At 73.3% G+C, this 14,788-nt stretch carries 15 protein-coding genes; 3 read left to right on the top strand and 12 right to left on the bottom strand.

All coding sequences use genetic code 11. The annotated features are described in order from the left end of the window. Positions 1-94 precede the first annotated feature (94 nt). Positions 95-3,901 carry a chromosome segregation protein SMC gene (smc, locus tag UO65_RS18170; protein ID WP_084175803.1) on the top strand — a complete coding sequence of 1,269 codons (3,807 nt, stop codon included), beginning with the start codon at positions 95-97 and terminating at the stop codon, positions 3,899-3,901. Between the two features lie 189 nt (positions 3,902-4,090). Here smc and UO65_RS18165 read toward each other — a convergent pair whose 3' ends face one another. From UO65_RS18165 to UO65_RS18125, 9 genes are all read right to left on the bottom strand, one after another. After that, on the bottom strand, positions 4,091-4,765 hold the full coding sequence (locus UO65_RS18165; protein ID WP_035284129.1) for a response regulator: 675 nt from the start codon (positions 4,763-4,765) through the stop codon (positions 4,091-4,093). An 80-nt stretch (positions 4,766-4,845) separates the two neighbouring features. Further along, a complete protein-coding gene (locus UO65_RS18160) occupies positions 4,846-6,078 on the bottom strand; it encodes a DUF1700 domain-containing protein (protein WP_035284126.1) in 1,233 nt (410 codons plus the stop codon). Beyond that, complete coding sequence (locus UO65_RS18155) at positions 6,075-6,404, bottom strand: PadR family transcriptional regulator (protein WP_035284123.1); 330 nt, start codon at positions 6,402-6,404, stop codon at positions 6,075-6,077. Before UO65_RS18155 ends, UO65_RS18160 begins: the two co-directional genes overlap by 4 nt. 114 nt (positions 6,405-6,518) lie before the next feature. Next, positions 6,519-7,385 (bottom strand): bifunctional DNA-formamidopyrimidine glycosylase/DNA-(apurinic or apyrimidinic site) lyase, encoded by an 867-nt coding sequence (mutM, locus tag UO65_RS18150; protein WP_035284121.1) that lies wholly within the window; start codon positions 7,383-7,385, stop codon positions 6,519-6,521. Further along, positions 7,378-8,118: a ribonuclease III gene (rnc, locus tag UO65_RS18145; RefSeq protein ID WP_035284118.1), complete on the bottom strand. Its 741-nt coding sequence runs from the start codon at positions 8,116-8,118 to the stop codon at positions 7,378-7,380. The genes mutM and rnc overlap by 8 nt, the downstream gene beginning before the upstream one ends. A gap of 25 nt (positions 8,119-8,143) precedes the next feature. After that, positions 8,144-8,326: a 50S ribosomal protein L32 gene (rpmF, locus tag UO65_RS18140; protein WP_035284117.1), complete on the bottom strand. Its 183-nt coding sequence runs from the start codon at positions 8,324-8,326 to the stop codon at positions 8,144-8,146. Positions 8,327-8,384: 58 nt separating this feature from the next. After that, a complete protein-coding gene (locus UO65_RS18135) occupies positions 8,385-8,966 on the bottom strand; it encodes a YceD family protein (RefSeq protein ID WP_035284115.1) in 582 nt (193 codons plus the stop codon). A gap of 99 nt (positions 8,967-9,065) precedes the next feature. Beyond that, a complete protein-coding gene (locus UO65_RS18130) occupies positions 9,066-9,818 on the bottom strand; it encodes a DivIVA domain-containing protein (protein ID WP_035284113.1) in 753 nt (250 codons plus the stop codon). A gap of 115 nt (positions 9,819-9,933) precedes the next feature. Continuing rightward, positions 9,934-10,368, bottom strand: coding sequence for a guanyl-specific ribonuclease (locus tag UO65_RS18125; RefSeq protein WP_035284111.1), 435 nt, complete (start codon positions 10,366-10,368; stop codon positions 9,934-9,936). Positions 10,369-10,439: 71 nt separating this feature from the next. On the opposite strand from UO65_RS18125, the gene UO65_RS18120 reads away from it, so the two are divergent. After that, positions 10,440-10,880 carry a GNAT family N-acetyltransferase gene (locus UO65_RS18120; RefSeq protein ID WP_200873395.1) on the top strand — a complete coding sequence of 147 codons (441 nt, stop codon included), beginning with the start codon at positions 10,440-10,442 and terminating at the stop codon, positions 10,878-10,880. Positions 10,881-10,905: 25 nt separating this feature from the next. Here the strand turns inward: UO65_RS18120 and coaD are convergent, their stop codons facing one another. Beyond that, positions 10,906-11,397: a pantetheine-phosphate adenylyltransferase gene (gene coaD / locus UO65_RS18115; RefSeq protein ID WP_035284110.1), complete on the bottom strand. Its 492-nt coding sequence runs from the start codon at positions 11,395-11,397 to the stop codon at positions 10,906-10,908. A 60-nt stretch (positions 11,398-11,457) separates the two neighbouring features. Beyond that, the gene (rsmD, locus tag UO65_RS18110; RefSeq protein WP_035284185.1) at positions 11,458-12,015 is read right to left on the bottom strand and encodes a 16S rRNA (guanine(966)-N(2))-methyltransferase RsmD; all 558 of its coding nucleotides are present in this window, start codon (positions 12,013-12,015) and stop codon (positions 11,458-11,460) included. A gap of 162 nt (positions 12,016-12,177) precedes the next feature. On the opposite strand from rsmD, the gene UO65_RS18105 reads away from it, so the two are divergent. Then, on the top strand, positions 12,178-14,265 hold the full coding sequence (locus UO65_RS18105) for a HelD family protein (RefSeq protein ID WP_035284108.1): 2,088 nt from the start codon (positions 12,178-12,180) through the stop codon (positions 14,263-14,265). 99 nt (positions 14,266-14,364) lie between these two features. Here the strand turns inward: UO65_RS18105 and UO65_RS37460 are convergent, their stop codons facing one another. Then, a complete protein-coding gene (locus tag UO65_RS37460) occupies positions 14,365-14,538 on the bottom strand; it encodes a hypothetical protein (RefSeq protein WP_181400193.1) in 174 nt (57 codons plus the stop codon). Positions 14,539-14,788: the final 250 nt, after the last annotated feature.

The raw sequence follows: 14,788 nt of genomic DNA, 5'->3' as shown, positions 1-14,788 counted from the left end.
CCGCGCGGGCCCCCACCTGGGGGACCGCGCCCCGGGGCCCGGGTAGTCTCATCCGGATCGCGGCAGCAGTCGGTAACCTGGAGGGTCCCGCCCAGTGCACCTCAAGAGCCTGACGCTGAAGGGGTTCAAGTCCTTCGCCTCGGCGACGACGCTGAAGTTCGAGCCGGGGATCACCTGCGTCGTCGGCCCCAACGGGTCCGGCAAGTCCAACGTGCTCGACGCGCTGCGCTGGGTGATGGGCGAGGGCAGCGCCAAGGGCCTGCGCGGCGGCAAGATGGAGGACGTCATCTTCGCGGGCACCGCGGGCCGCGCCCCGCTTGGCCGCGCCGAGGTGACGCTGACCATCGACAACGCCGACGGCGCGCTGCCGATCGAGTTCGCCGAGGTGTCCATCACCCGCCGGATGTTCCGCGACGGCGCCAGCGAGTACGAGATCAACGGCAACGGCTGCCGGTTGATGGACGTGCAGGAACTGCTCAGCGACTCCGGCATCGGCCGGGAGATGCACGTCATCGTCGGGCAGGGCCAGCTCAGCGCCATCCTGGAGTCCAAGCCCGAGGAGCGCCGCGCGTTCATCGAGGAGGCCGCGGGCGTCCTCAAGCACCGCAAGCGCAAAGAGAAGGCCATCCGCAAGCTCGACGCGATGCAGGCCAACCTCACCCGGCTCACCGACCTCACCGCCGAGCTGCGCCGCCAGCTCAAGCCGCTGGGCAAGCAGGCCGAGATCGCCCGCAAGGCCCAGTCGGTGCAGTCGGAGCTGCGCGACGCCCGGCTGCGCCTGCACGCCGACGACCTGGTCACCCAGCGCGCCGACATCGCCCGCGACGAGGCCGACGAGGCCACCGCCCGGCGCAAGCGCGCCGAGGTCGAGCAGGCCCTGGAGATCGGCCACGCCCGGCAGGCCGAGCTGGAGGAGCACCTGGCGGTCGACGCGCCGAAGCTCGCCGCCGCCCAGGAGACCTGGTACCGGCTCTCCGCGCTGGAGGAGCGGCTGCGCGGCACGGTCCGCCTGGCCGTCGAGCGCGCCCGGCACCTGTCGGCGGCGGGCGAGGCCCCGCGCGGCGGGCGCGACCCGGAGGAGCTGGAGGAGGAGGCCGAGCACACGGCCATGCGCGAGGCCGAGCTGTTCGAGGCCGTCGCCGAGGCCCGCTACACCCTGGCCGAGTCCACCGAGCGCCGCGCCGAGCTGGAGCGGATGGTGCAGGCGGCGGAGAAGGCGCACCTGGCCGCGGTCCGCGCGATCGCCGACCGGCGCGAGGGCCTGGCCCGGCTGTCCGGTCAGGTGGAGGCGTTGCGCAGCAAGGCGAACGCGACCGGCGAGGAGATCGAGCGGCTGTCGGTGGCCCTCGGCGAGGCCCGCGAGCGCGCGGAGGTCGCCGCCGAGGAACTGGCCGAGGAGCAGGCGGGCACCGAGGTCGAGGACACCGACGACGCCGGGCTCGCCGAGCGCCACCAGCGCGCGGTCGAAGCGGGTGACGCCGCCAGGGCCAGGGTGGACGAGCTGGTCCGGGCCGAGCGGCAGGCCGAGCGCGACATCGCCTCGTGGAGGGCCAGGGTCGACGCGCTGTCGCTGGGGTTGGCCCGCAAGGACGGCGCGGGCGCGCTGCTCGCCGCCGCCGACCGCCTGCCCGGGCTGCTCGGGTCGGTGGCCGCGCTGCTGACCGTGGAACCGGGGTCGGAGGCCGCCCTGGCCGCCGCCCTGGGCCCGGTGGCCGACGCGGTCGCCGTCGCCGACCCGGACGGGGCGGTGGAGGCGCTGCGGATGCTGCGCGCCGGGGACGCGGGCCGGGCCGGTCTGCTCGTCGGCGGCGCGTTCACCGTCGACCGGTCCGGGTGGCCGGTGCTGCCCCCGGGGGCGCGCTGGGCGGTCGACCTGGTCCAGGCGCCCGAGGCGCTGCTGCCCGCGGTGCACCGGGCGCTGGACCTGGTGGCCGTGGTGGAGGCGCTGCCGTCGGCGCGGGCCCTGGTCGCCGAGCACCCGCAGGTGCGGGCGGTGACCGGCGAGGGCGACCTGCTGGGCGCGCACTGGGCGATCGGCGGTTCGGAGCGGGCGCAGAGCGTCATCGAGGTGCAGGCCGCGGTGGACGAGGCCAACGGCAAGCTGGCCGCTGCGGAACGGTCGCTGGAGCACTCGGCGGCGGCGCTGGAGGGCGCCCGCGCCGAGCAGCAGGCCCGCCGCGAGGACGTGAACGCGGTCAAGGAGCTGATGAACGACGCGAAGGTCCGCGCGGCCCGGTCGTCGGAGCGGCTCAACCGGCTGCGCCAGGTCGTCCGCTCGGCCGAAGCCGAGGTGGAGCGGGCCCTGACCCAGCGCGGCAAGGTCGAGGCCACCCGGGAGGACGCGCTGGCCAAGCTCGCCGACCTGGAGGAACGCCTCGCGGTCGCGCAGGACGAGCAGGTCGACGACGAACCGGACTCCGCCGAGCGCGACGAGTACGCGGGCGCGCTGGCCTCGTCGCGGCAGGAGGAGATGGAGGCGCGGCTGACGCTGCGCACCGCCGAGGAGCGCCACCGCGCCCTGCAGGGCAAGGCCGACCAGCTCCGCCGCGCCGCCCGCGCCGAACGCGAGGCCAGGGAGCGCGCCGCCCGCGCGATGGCCGCCCGGCAGCGCGGCGCGACCGTGGCGCAGGCCGTGGTCGACGGCGGCGAACTGGCCCTGGAGCGCATCGCGCTGTCGCTGGCCCGCGCCGCCGAGGAGCGCGACGTGGTGCAGGCGCAGCGGGCCGAGCGCGAACGGGTCCTCACCGACGTCCGGGCCAAGGTCCGCGAACTGTCGTCGGAACTGGAGAAGCTCGTCGACGCCGTGCACCGCGACGAGGTCCTGCGCGCCGAGCAGCGCCTGCGCCTGGAGCAGCTTGAGGTCAAGATCGCGGAGACGTTCGGCATCGGCCTCGACGACCTGGTCGCCGAGTACGGCCCGGACGTCGCGGTCCCGCCGTCGCCCGCCGAACTGGCCGAGTACGAGGCGGCCCGCGAACGCGGCGAGGAGGTCTCCACCCCACCGTCCACACCGTACGACCGCGACACCCAGGCCCGCCGCGCCAAGCGCGCCGAGCGCGACCTGACCCTGCTGGGCAAGGTCAACCCGCTGGCCCTGGAGGAGTTCGCCGCCCTGGAGGAGCGCTACCGGTTCCTCTCCACCCAGCTCGAAGACCTCAAGGCCACCCGCCGCGACCTCCTCACCGTCATCAAGGAGGTCGACGACAAGATCCTGGAGGTCTTCACCTCCGCCTACTTCGACGTCGCCAGGGAATTCGAAACGGTCTTCGACGTCCTGTTCCCCGGCGGCGAGGGGCGCATGATCCTCACCGAACCGGACGACATGCTCGCCACCGGCGTCGACGTCGAGGCCCGCCCACCCGGCAAGAAGGTCAAGCGCCTGTCCCTGCTCTCCGGCGGCGAGAAGTCCCTGGTGGCCGTGGCCATGCTGGTCGCCATCTTCCGCGCCCGCCCCTCACCGTTCTACGTGATGGACGAGGTCGAGGCCGCCCTGGACGACACCAACATGCGCCGCCTCATCGGCCTCCTGGAACAACTGCGCGCCAGCAGCCAGCTCATCATCATCACCCACCAGAAACCCACCATGGAAATCGCCGACGCCCTCTACGGCGTCAGCATGCGCGGCGACGGCATCACCCAGGTCATCTCCCAGCGCCTCAACGAATCCCGCCCCGCCCCCGCCCACATCACCGCCGCCAAGGCGAAGGCGGAACAGGCAGCGGCGGACGCGGCCCAGGCAGCAGCCGGGGCGGCCGAAACCCCCGAGCCGGAGATCCCGGGCCCAGAGGCGCCCCCGGCCGAGGCGGTCACCGCCCCAGCCCCGGAAGCCGCGAGTCCCGCCGCCCCGACCGACCCGAGCGACTCGGCCACCGGAGCACCGAGCACAACCGATCCGGCGTAGCCCCGGGGCAACCACCCGATCGAGCACAACCCAAGCAGGGCAAGCCCGCCGACCCAGGCGCCGATCGACCCACCACGCGGCACCAGCACAACAGCGAGCCGAACCCGCAGCCCGATCTGAGCAGCCCCCGAATCAATCCCACCACACGGCACCGACACGAAACCCTGTCGAGCCGGGGGTTGCCCACAGCTAGACCTCCAGCCGGTAGCCCATCCCCGCCTCGGTGATCAGGTGTCGGGGTGCGCCGGGGTCGTCCTCCAGCTTGCGCCGCAGTTGGGCCAGGTACACGCGCAGGTAGTGCGTTTCCGACTCGTACCCCGGGCCCCAGACCTCGCGCAGCAGTTGGCGCTGCGGGACCAGTTTGCCCCGGTTGCGGGCCAGCAGTTCCAGCAGACCCCACTCCGTCGGTGTCAGGTGGACCTCCGCGCCTGCCCGTGACACCTTCCGGGCCGCCAGGTCCACCGTGAACGACGCGGTGCGCACCACCGGTTCGTCCGCCACCGGGGCCGCGCGCCGCACAGCGGCGCGCAGGCGGGCCAGGAGTTCGTCCATCCCGAACGGCTTGGTGACGTAGTCGTCGGCGCCCGCGTCCAGGGCGGCGACCTTGTCGCCGCTGTCGACCCTGGCTGACAGGACGAGGATGGGGACGGTGGTCCAGCCGCGCAGGCCCTCGATGACCTCCACCCCGTCGAGGTCGGGCAGGCCCAGGTCGAGGACCACCACGTCGGGGTGGCGTTCGGCGGCGGCGCGCAGGGCGGCGGCGCCGTCGGCCGCGGTGACGACCTCGTACCCGTGGGCGGTGAGGTTGATGCGCAGTGCCCGCACGATCTGCGGTTCGTCGTCCACCACCAGCACTCGGGTCACGTAGACACGGTAGACGCAGGAGCGGGAGCGGGCCCCCGACGCCCGCTCCCGCTCCCGGCCCCCCTGCCGCCGGGTCTCCCCTACCCGGTGGTCGGTGGTGTCGGCGGCTGCGCGGCGGGCGCCGACGGGGTGGTGGTCGCGGGTGGTGGGGTGGTGGTCGGCGCGGCGGACGGCGGCAGGGTCGGCGCCGTGGACACCGACGGGGCGGTCGGCCCGGTCGGCGCGGTGGGTGTGGGGCTCGGGCCCGCGACCGGGGGCAGGGGCACGAACGGCATAGTCGTGCTCTCGACGCAGCCGTACTGGCCGTAGTCGACCTCGGGCTGCGGGTACCGGTTGGTCATGTCCTCGGAGTGCAGGCCGCCCTGGGGGTTGCAGGTCGAGCTGTACGAGCGGAGCGGGGTGCCGTCCTGGTCGTAGAGGTAGAACACCGGGATGGGCTTGCCCTGGGCGTCCACCGCGTACAGGTTGGCGACCGAGCTGCCGTCGTAGGTGAGGCCGGAGGCGGAGTAGCCCGCGTACCCGTACCGGTACGGGTTGGACGAGGCTTCCGCGTCGGAGAAGACCGACAGGGCGAGGGCGATGGCGACGCCCACGGTGAACGCGTTGGCGGCCAGGACGACCGGCAGCCAGCGGCGGTCGTGGCGCACGCGCGGACCCGCCCACAGCAGGATCGCCACGACGACGCCGAGCAGGACGAAGCCACCGGAGCGGATCATCAGGGCCGCCACCAGCGCCACGGCGAGCAGCACGATGCGCACCAGCCACCACGCGGGTTGCAGGCCGCGCAGGTACGCCGTGATGTGCGCGGGCACCGCCTCGACGGCGGAGCGGCCCGCCCGGCGCGCGGCCTGGTACTCGGCCAGCGCCTCGACGTCCGCGCGGCCCACCCGCCGGGAGTGCAGCAGCCACAGCGCCGGGAGCAGCGCGAGGACGACGACGAACAGCACGGCGAACCGCTCCGGTTCGTAGCGGTTCTCCACCGCGATCCCGGTGATCAGGGCCACCACGAGGGTCAGCCCGGTGATCCACAGGACGTACCTGGCCAGGAAGGCGCGGCCCGTCCCGCGCGGGGCCGGTGCCGGGGGCGGCGGGTAGTCGCCCGCCGCGCGCAGCTCGTCGGCGTAGGACTGCGGGGTGCCCAGGCGGGCGGTGAGCGCCGGGAGGGAACCGGTTTCGCCGTAGACCTCGTAGACGTTGGGTTCGACGTCCTCCATGATCTCGGCGACCTCGTCGGCGGGGAGGTCGGACAGCGCCGACCGCACCTCGGTGAGGTAGTCCTCCAGTCCCGGGCGGGTGTCGATCTCGCCGTTCACGCCGCCGCCCCCTTCCGCAGAATCGCGTCCAACGTCTCCTGGAAGGCGCGCCACGCCTTCTCCGACTCGACCAGGCGCGACCGGCCCGCGTCGTTCATCCCGTAGTACTTGCGGTGCGGTCCCTCGTCGCTGGGCACCACGTAGGACGTGAGCAGGCCCGCCTTGTAGAGCCGCCGCAGCGTCCCGTAGACGGAGGCGTCGCCCACCTCCCCCATGCCGCCGCCGCGCAGCCTGCGCAGCACGTCGTACCCGTAGCCGTCCTCGTCCTGGAGCACGGCGAGCACAGCGAGGTCCAGCACCCCCTTGAGCAACTGGCTCGTGTCCATCGATCCCCTCCCCGGTATCGCGCTAGGAACACTATTGCGCAAAGCGCACTACCGCGCAAGGCGCGGAACAGCGGATGCGGCGAAGTGCAGCTCAGGGTGCGGAAACCGGATGGGTCAGAGCTGGAAGCCCGGCGGGTGCGGCTGGCACCGAGGGCAGGAGAACGAGGAGCGGTTCATGAACGGCTCGCGGCGGATGGGCCTGCCGCAGCGGGGGCACGGCTCCCCCTCCTGGCCGTAGGCGTTCAGCGACCGGTCGAAGTAACCGGACTGGCCGTTGACGTTGACGTACAGGGCGTCGAACGAGGTGCCGCCCGCCCGGAGGGCCTGGTCCATCACGTCGGTGGCGGCGGTCAGCAGTTCCGCCGCCTTGGCCCTGCTCAGCCCGTCGGCGGGGCGGGCCCAGTGCAGCCGGGCCAGCCAGAGCGCCTCGTCGGCGTAGATGTTGCCGATGCCGGAGACCACGGTCTGGTCCAGCAGGGCGCGCTTGACCTCGGTCCGCCTGCGCCGCAGCGCGGCGACCGCCGCCACCGGGTCGAAGTCGGGGTCCATCGGGTCGCGGGCGATGTGGGCGACCGGGGTGGGCAGGGACACGCCGTCGACCTCGGTGACCCCCTCCACGGACAGGCCGCCGAAGGTGCGCTGGTCGACGAAGCGCAGCTCGGGGCCGTCGTCGGCGAAGGAGACGCGCACCCGCAGGTGCTTCTCGTCGGGGGCGCCCACGGGCTGGACCAGCATCTGGCCGCTCATCCCCAGGTGGGCCAGCACCGCCTCGCCCGAGCTGAGGTCGACCCACAGGTACTTGCCGCGCCTTCGGGCCTCGGTGAACGAGTGCCCGACCAGCCGGGCGGCGAAGTCGACCGCGCCGGGGACGTGCCTGCGGATGGCGCGCGGGTGGAAGACGTCCACCTCCGCGATGTGCCTGCCCACGACGTGGTCGCGCAGGCCGCGGCGGACGACCTCGACCTCGGGGAGCTCAGGCACCGTCCCCGGCCGAGGAGATCTTCTCGGTCAGCTCGCGCCAGGCCGCCTCGGCGGCCTTCTGCTCGGCTTCCTTCTTGGTGCGGCCGTCGCCGTTGCCGTAGCCCTGGCCGTTCACCACGACGATGGCGGTGAACTCCTTGCGGTGGTCCGGGCCCTCTTCGCGCACCCGGTACTCCGGGACGCCCAGGCCCGCCGACGCCGTCAGCTCCTGCAGGCTGGTCTTCCAGTCCAGACCGGCGCCGCGCAGCGGGGCCTCGGCCAGCAGCGGGTCGAAGTGCTTGTGCACGACCTGGCGGGCGGTGTCGATCCCGTGCTCCAGGTACACCGCGCCGATGACCGCCTCCATGCCGTCGGCGAGGATGCTCGCCTTGTCCCGGCCGCCGGTCAGCTCCTCGCCCTTGCCCAGCAGCAGGTGCGCGCCGAGGCCGCCGGGGCCGAGGCCGCGGGCGACCCCGGCCAGCGCGTGCATGTTGACCACGCTGGCCCGCAGCTTCGCCAACTGGCCCTCGGGGAGGTCCGGGTGGGTGCGGTAGAGGTGGTCGGTCACCACCAGGCCGAGCACCGCGTCACCCAGGAACTCCAACCGCTCGTTCGGGGGCAGGCCCCCGTTCTCGTACGCGTACGAGCGGTGGGTCAGGGCGAGCACGAGCAGCTCGGCGTCCAGTTGGACGCCGAGCGCGTCGAGCAGCGTCTCAGGCTCCGCGGTGGGCCCGCGGGACGCCTTGGCCCCCATGCCTGGTTCTACTTCCGCCGGAGGGTCACGCGGGCTGGACGACCTGGCGACCGTCGTACTGGCCGCAGGTCGGGCAGGCGATGTGCTGCGGCTTGAGCTCGCGGCACGCCTTGTTCGAGCAGTTCACCAGGTGCACGGCACTGGCTTTCCACTGCGAACGGCGCGAGCGGGTGTTGGAACGCGACATCTTCCGCTTGGGGACGGCCACGACTGAATCTCCTCTGACGAGCTGTTTGTGCAGGACTCGGGCGGTGAAGCTGAGCGGACTACTGACCCGACCCCTGTTGGAACCGCTCCTGCAGCGCGGCCCACCGAGGGTCAATGGTCTCATGCCGGTGATCGGGCCCGACCTCGGCCCACTTGCCGCCGCACTCGGCGCACAGGCCCGCGCAGTCCGGCTCGCACAGCGGCACGTGCGGCACGGCCAGCACGACCGCGTCGCGGACCACCGGTTCCAGGTCGACCAGGTCGTCGACGAGCCTGCTGACCTCGTCGTCGTCGGTGGTCTCGTCGGTCGTGCTGTCCGGGTAGGCGAACAGCTCGGTGATGTCGACGTCGACCTCGGAGGTGATCGGGTCCAGGCACCGGGAGCACTCGCCCTCCAGGGTCCCGACCGCGGTCCCGGAGACCAGCACGCCCTCGACCACCGACTCCAGCAGCAGGTCCAGCTCGACCTCGGCACCGGCCGGGACGGCGATGACGCCCTCCAGCCCGATGGCGTGGTTGGCCTGCGCCGTGCGGCGGACGGGTCGGCTCGACCCCGGCCGCCTGCCCAGCTCGCGGGTGTCGATGACCCAGGAACTGGTCAGGACCGGTCGGTCCTGCTGGCTCTTGCGGGAAGAGGACATGGCTCGCTCGTCAGCACCTTCTGCGGGGGTTCGTCCGACCACGCGGTCAACCAGGTCAGGGTACGCGAATCGGCGTCCCCGGCGAAATCCGGATGCGGCTCAGGCGCCGTCGTAGTCGAACGGGGCGCCGTGGCCGTCGAAGGCGGGGGCGGCGACCCCGGCGGGCACCGCGCCCATCCCGCCGCGCAGGTGCACCCGGCCCTTGCCGACGGTGCGCAGGGTGTGCGAGAGCAGCTCCTCGAACTCGCCGAGCTTGCCGTCGACGTAGGCGTCGCACTCGGCGCGCTGGCGGGCGGCCTCCTCGGCGGTGGCGTCGAGGATGCGCGCGGACTCGGTCCGCGCGGCCTGCACGACCTCGGTCTGCGACACCAGCCTGCCCTGCTCGAAGCGGCCCTCCTCGACGGCGCGCTCGTAGGACTCGCGGCCCGCCTGGGTCATCCGGTCGGCCTCGTCGCGGGAGCGCCCGACCAGGTCCTCGTACTCGGCGCGGCCCGCGGCGGCGACCCGGTCGGCCTCGTCCTGGGCGTCGGCGACGAGCCGGTCGGCGTGCGCGGCGGCCTCGGCGACCAGGCGATCGGCCTCGGCGCGGGCGTCGGCGACCATGGTCTCGGCGTCCAGCCTGGCCTTGCTGAGCATGGACTCGGCGGCGTGCTCGGCGGCGCCGATGATCTCGTCCTTGCGGTCGAGCACGTCCTGGGCGTCGTCCACCTCGGTGGGCAGCGCGTCGCGGACCTCGTCGAGCAGTTCCAGGACGTCACCGCGGGGCACCACGCACCCCGACGTCATGGGAACGCCCCTGGCCTCCTCCAGGATCGTCACCAGTTCGTCGATCGCCTCGAAGACCTTGTACACAGCTCCACCTCCACCACGGCTCCCGCACCGATTCTGCCGCAGGTGGCGCGACGGGGCGGGACGCAGGCCCCGGGCGTGTCCCCGCCCGGCGCCCGCGCCCCGGGGCGAGCGGGAATCAGACGTCGATCAGGGAGAAGCTGCCGTAGTGGTCGCCGGTGTAGAAGTACTCGCCACCGCCGCCGGTGACGATGCGGCGGGCGCCGCGGTCGCCGGAGCCCGGGGTGATGACCGTGTATTCGTGGTAGTAGCCGGCCGCGCAGGCGGGCAGGACGCCCTCCCGGTTCTGGAACACGGTGCCGTCCTGGGTGAACGGGAACGGGCCGCCGGTCTGGATCAGCTCGTAGGTGTCGGTGGCCTGCGCGGGCAGGGCGGACAGCCGGACGAGGTCGTAGCTCGACGTGTTGCCGCACGCGGGCTGGGCGAGCGCGGTGGCGGCCGGGTCGGGCAGGGCCGGGGCGGCCGCGGCCGGTCCCGCGAGGCCGAGCAGGGCGAGGGTTGCGAACACCAGCGCGAGGAGGGGCTTCACCATCTTCAGTGTGATGTTGCTCATTAACCAACAGTAACCCGATGTGGTGAGCACTCCAATACGGAGAGGTGAACCCGCTGTGGCAGTCTGATCACGTGGAGATCCGACCAGCCCGAGCCGAGGACGTTCCCGCGATCGTCGCGATGCTGGCCGAGGACCCGCTGGGCGCGAGCCGCGAACTGCCCGGCTCCCCCCGCTACGACGAGGCCTTCCGGGCCATCGACGCCGATCCCCACCAGGTCCTGGTCGTCGCCGAGGAGGCGGGCGAGGTCGTCGGCACGCTCCAGCTCACCCTCACCCCCGGGCTGTCCCGCATGGGCGCCACCCGGGCGACCATCGAGGGCGTGCGGGTGCGCGCGGACCACCGCGGCGCCCGGCTCGGTGAACGGCTGTTCGAGTGGGCGATCGACACCGCCCGCGAGCGCGGCGCGGTCCTGGTGCAGCTCACCACCGACGCCTCCCGCAAGGACGCGCAGCGCTTCTACCAGCGGCTCGGGTTCGTGGCCAGCCACGTCGGGATGAAGCTGCCGCTGTAGCGGAGACCAGGACCGCGGTGGGTTCCTAGCCCTTGTCCCGCTGCTCGGCCAGCCGGACCAGCAGGCGCTTGTGGACCTCGGGGGGCAGCATGTCGACGACCTCGCCGCCGAACGCCGCGACCTCCTTGACCAGCGAGCTCGACAGGTGGCTGTACCCGGGCCGGGTCGGCACGAACAGCGTCTCCACCCCGGTGAGCTGCTGGTTCATCTGCGCCATCGGCAGCTCGTAGTCGAAGTCGGTGGCCGTGCGCAGGCCCTTGACGATCGCCTGCACGCCGTGCTCGGCGCAGTAGTCGACCGTCAGGCCGTACCAGGAGTCGACCCGCACGTTGCCCAGGTGCCCGACCGCGCTCGCCAGCAGCTCGATGCGCTCCTCGACGGTGAACAGGCCCTTCTTGCTCTTGTTCACCCCGACGAGCACCACCACCTCCTCGAACAGGCGCGAGGCCCGTTCGAAGACGTCGAGGTGACCGTTGGTCGGCGGGTCGTACGAACCGGGGCAGACGACTCGGGTCATGCCCGGAAACTACCGGAGTCGGCCCCGGCGTCCAGCCCTGTTCACCGACGTGTCACCTGCTCAGCCCCGGTGCGTCGCCCAGAACAGCTCGGTGTCGCCGTAGCGGCGGGACCGGTCCGGGGCCAGCTCCGGCGGCCAGCCGGGTTCCCCGGCCCGCGCCGCCCGCTCGACCACGACGGTGCTGCCCGGCGCGGTCCACCCCCGCTCGACCAGGGCGGCGAGCGCGGCGGCCAGCTCGGTGTCGGCGATGGCGTACGGCGGGTCGGCGAAGACCACGTCGTAGGGCGCGTCCGGGGGTGTGGCCAGGACGGTGGCGACCTTGCCCGCGCGGACGTCGGCGCCGGGCAGCCCGACCGCGCCCGCGTTGCGGCGCAGCACACCCACCGCGTCGCGGTGGTGCTCGACCAGGGTGGCCAGCGCCGCGCCGCGCGACAGCGCCTCCAACCCCAGCGCGCCCGACCCGGCGTACAGGTCGAGCACCCGGGCGCCGCGCAGGCCCACCGACGCCTCCAGCGCGCTGAACAGCGCCTCCCGCACCCGGTCCGACGTCGGCCGGGTGCCCTTCGCGGGCACCCCCAGCCTGCGCCCGCCCGCGGTCCCGGCCACGATCCTGGTCACCACCACATCGTGCCCGATCCCGGGTCGCCGACCGCACCGCGGGGACCCGCGGGGGCGGGGCACGGGGGTGAGGCGGAGCACATAGACCCGGCGGCCGATTACCGGCCGGGACAAAGCGCGTAATCTCGCTTTTCCCGTCCGAACGAACCGTGGGAGCGCTGGGTGTCGGAAACCTCGGTGAGAGAGGCCGAGATCGCGGTCGAGCAGAAGCACGTCGACGTCGTCTACACGCGGGTCGCCGAGATGCGCGGCGAGGCGGAGGCCATGCGCGACCGCGGCGACGAACTCGCCCACGGCGCGCGCAACGAGGCCGTCTTCGAGCAGGCGGCGATGCTCTTCGAGCGCGACGTGATGGTGCGGCACGCGAACCAGATCCTGCGCTCGCTCGACGCCGAGCACGAGGGCCTGGTGTTCGGGCGGCTGGACACCACCGACACCGAGACGATGTACGTCGGCCGCCTCGGGGTGCGCGACAGCGAGTTCGACAACCTGGTGACCGACTGGCGCGCCCCCGCGGCGGCGCCGTTCTACCAGGCGACCGCCGAGCAGCCGATGGGCGTGATCCGGCGCCGGGTGATCCGCTCCACCGGCCAGTCCGTGGTCGACATCGACGACGACCTGCTGATGCCCGAGGCGCGGCAGGAGACCATGCCGGTGGTCGGCGAGGGCGCGCTGATCGCCAGCCTGACCCGGGCGCGCGGCGAGAACATGCGCGACATCGTGGCCACCATCCAGAAGGAGCAGGACGAGGCGATCCGGGCGCCGTGGCGCGGGGTCACCGAGATCACCGGCGGCCCGGGCACCGGCAAGACCGCGGTCGCCCTGCACCGGGTGGCGTACCTGCTCTACCGGGACCGGCGGCGGATGGGCGGCGCGGGCGTGCTCGTGGTCGGCCCGTCGCCCGCGTTCACCTCCTACATCTCCCGGGTGCTGCCCTCGATGGGCGAGGACACCGTGGAGCTGCGCTCGCTGAGCGACCTGCTCGACGGGGTCAAGGCCACCCGCACCGACCCCGGCCCGGTCGCGGCGGTCAAGGGTTCGCTGCGGATGCGCCGGGTGCTGAAGAAGGCCATCCGCGAGGCCCCCGCCGACGCCCCGACCGAACTGCGCATCGTCTACCACGGCGAGGTCCTCAAGCTCGACGCGCGCGAACTGGCGCGGGTCCGGGCCTCGGTGCACAACGGGCGGCGCCCACCGAACCAGTCCCGGGTCGACGCGGCCGAGGCGCTGCTGGAGGCGCTGTGGCGCAAGGCGGAGTCCTACGAGGACTTCCCGGTCAAGCGCGCGGAGCTGATCACCGAACTGGGCGAGCGGATCGACTTCCACCGGTTCGTCGTCGTGTGGTGGCAGCTACTGACCCCCGGCGAGGTGCTGCGCGGCCTGTCCGACCGCCGCAGGCTGGCCAGGACGGCCGGGCGCGGCCTCACCCGCGCCGAGGTCGACCTCCTGGCCGACTCCTGGGCCGACCCGGAGGCGGGCTTCACCGTCGCCGACGTCGCCCTGCTCGACGAACTGCGGGTCCTGCTGGGCCGCCCCCCGAGGCGGCGGCACCGCAGCCGCGACAACCAGCTCCCGCCCCCGCGCGAGGACTACGACGAGTACTCCCACATCGTGGTCGACGAGGCCCAGGACCTCTCCCCCATGCAGTGGCGCATGGTCGGCAGGCGGGGCAAGTACGCGAGCTGGACCGTCGTCGGCGACCCGGTCCAGTCCTCCTGGCCGGACCCGGCGGAGGCCCGCCAGGCCCAGGAGGCCGCGTTCGGCGGACCGCGCACCCAGCACCGGCGGTTCGCGCTGCGCACCAACTACCGCAACTCGGCGGAGATCTTCGCCCTGGCGGGCCGGGTCGTCACCCACGTCGCCACCCCCGACCAGCTCCCGCACGCGGTCCGCAGCACCGGCGTCGATCCCCTGGTCCAGGTGTGCGTGGAGGACGAACTGGACACCACCGCCCTCAAGGCCGCCGCCGACCTGCTGTCCGAGGTGGACGGCACGGTCGGCATCATCACCGCCTCGTCCAGGCTCCCCGGACTCCGCACCGCCGCCGAGGGCCTCGGCGAGGACCGCCTGCGCGTGGTCGACGGCCTGGAGTCCAAGGGCCTGGAGTACGACGCGGTGGTCCTGGTCGAACCCGGCGAACTGGTCGCCGAGTCCACCACGGGCCCGCGCACCCTGTACGTGGCCCTGACCCGCGCCACCCAACGCCTCACGGTCCTCACCACGGATGAGACGTGGCCTGACGGGCGCTGACCAGATCCCAGGAACAGCACGAGGGCCGCGCTCCCACCAGGAGCGCGGCCCTCGTCGTCGGGGTGGGTGATCAGCCCGGCACGGGTTCGCGGGAGCGGGTCACCGCGATGCCGACCGGCGGTACACGGTCAACTGAACGCGCTCGTCGACGTGCCGGGTGGGCACGCCGAGGAACACAGTCGGCAGCGCGTTGCGGCGGGCAGCCGCAACGCCACTGCGCGACTCCTTCGTCCACCACGTCCGCACCCACTGCACCACCACGTCCACCGCCACAGCATCCCACCCGACACCACCGAGGTGGGCGGTGTCGGGGGGGTCAGGAAACAGGGCAAGCCGACCACCCCACAAACCGCCAGCCCGGCGAGCCAACTGCCCGGGTGGGTGGAGGTGCTTGGTCAGCCAATCACCCCGAGAACCGGCGGCCCGGCGAGCCAACTGCCCGGGTGGGTGGAGGTGCTTGGCCAACCGACCACCCCGAGAACCGCCGGCCCGGCTACGGCCCTGCCCGGGTGGGTGGATGTGT

The sequence above is a fragment of the Actinokineospora spheciospongiae genome (assembly GCF_000564855.1).
GTDB classification, from domain to species: Bacteria; Actinomycetota; Actinomycetes; order Mycobacteriales; family Pseudonocardiaceae; genus Actinokineospora; species Actinokineospora spheciospongiae.
Note: the sequence above shows the minus strand (reverse complement) of the source record. Positions and strands in the feature narration are given on the sequence as shown.

Coding starts and splice junctions, on each gene's coding strand:
- UO65_RS18155 (WP_035284123.1), bottom strand. CDS start 6,404: ATGGACACGAGCCAGTTGCTCAAGGGGGTGCTGGACCTCGCTGTGCTC.
- coaD (WP_035284110.1), bottom strand. CDS start 11,397: ATGACCCGAGTCGTCTGCCCCGGTTCGTACGACCCGCCGACCAACGGT.
- rnc (WP_035284118.1), bottom strand. CDS start 8,118: ATGGGGGCCAAGGCGTCCCGCGGGCCCACCGCGGAGCCTGAGACGCTG.
- UO65_RS18135 (WP_035284115.1), bottom strand. CDS start 8,966: ATGTCCTCTTCCCGCAAGAGCCAGCAGGACCGACCGGTCCTGACCAGT.
- UO65_RS18125 (WP_035284111.1), bottom strand. CDS start 10,368: ATGAGCAACATCACACTGAAGATGGTGAAGCCCCTCCTCGCGCTGGTG.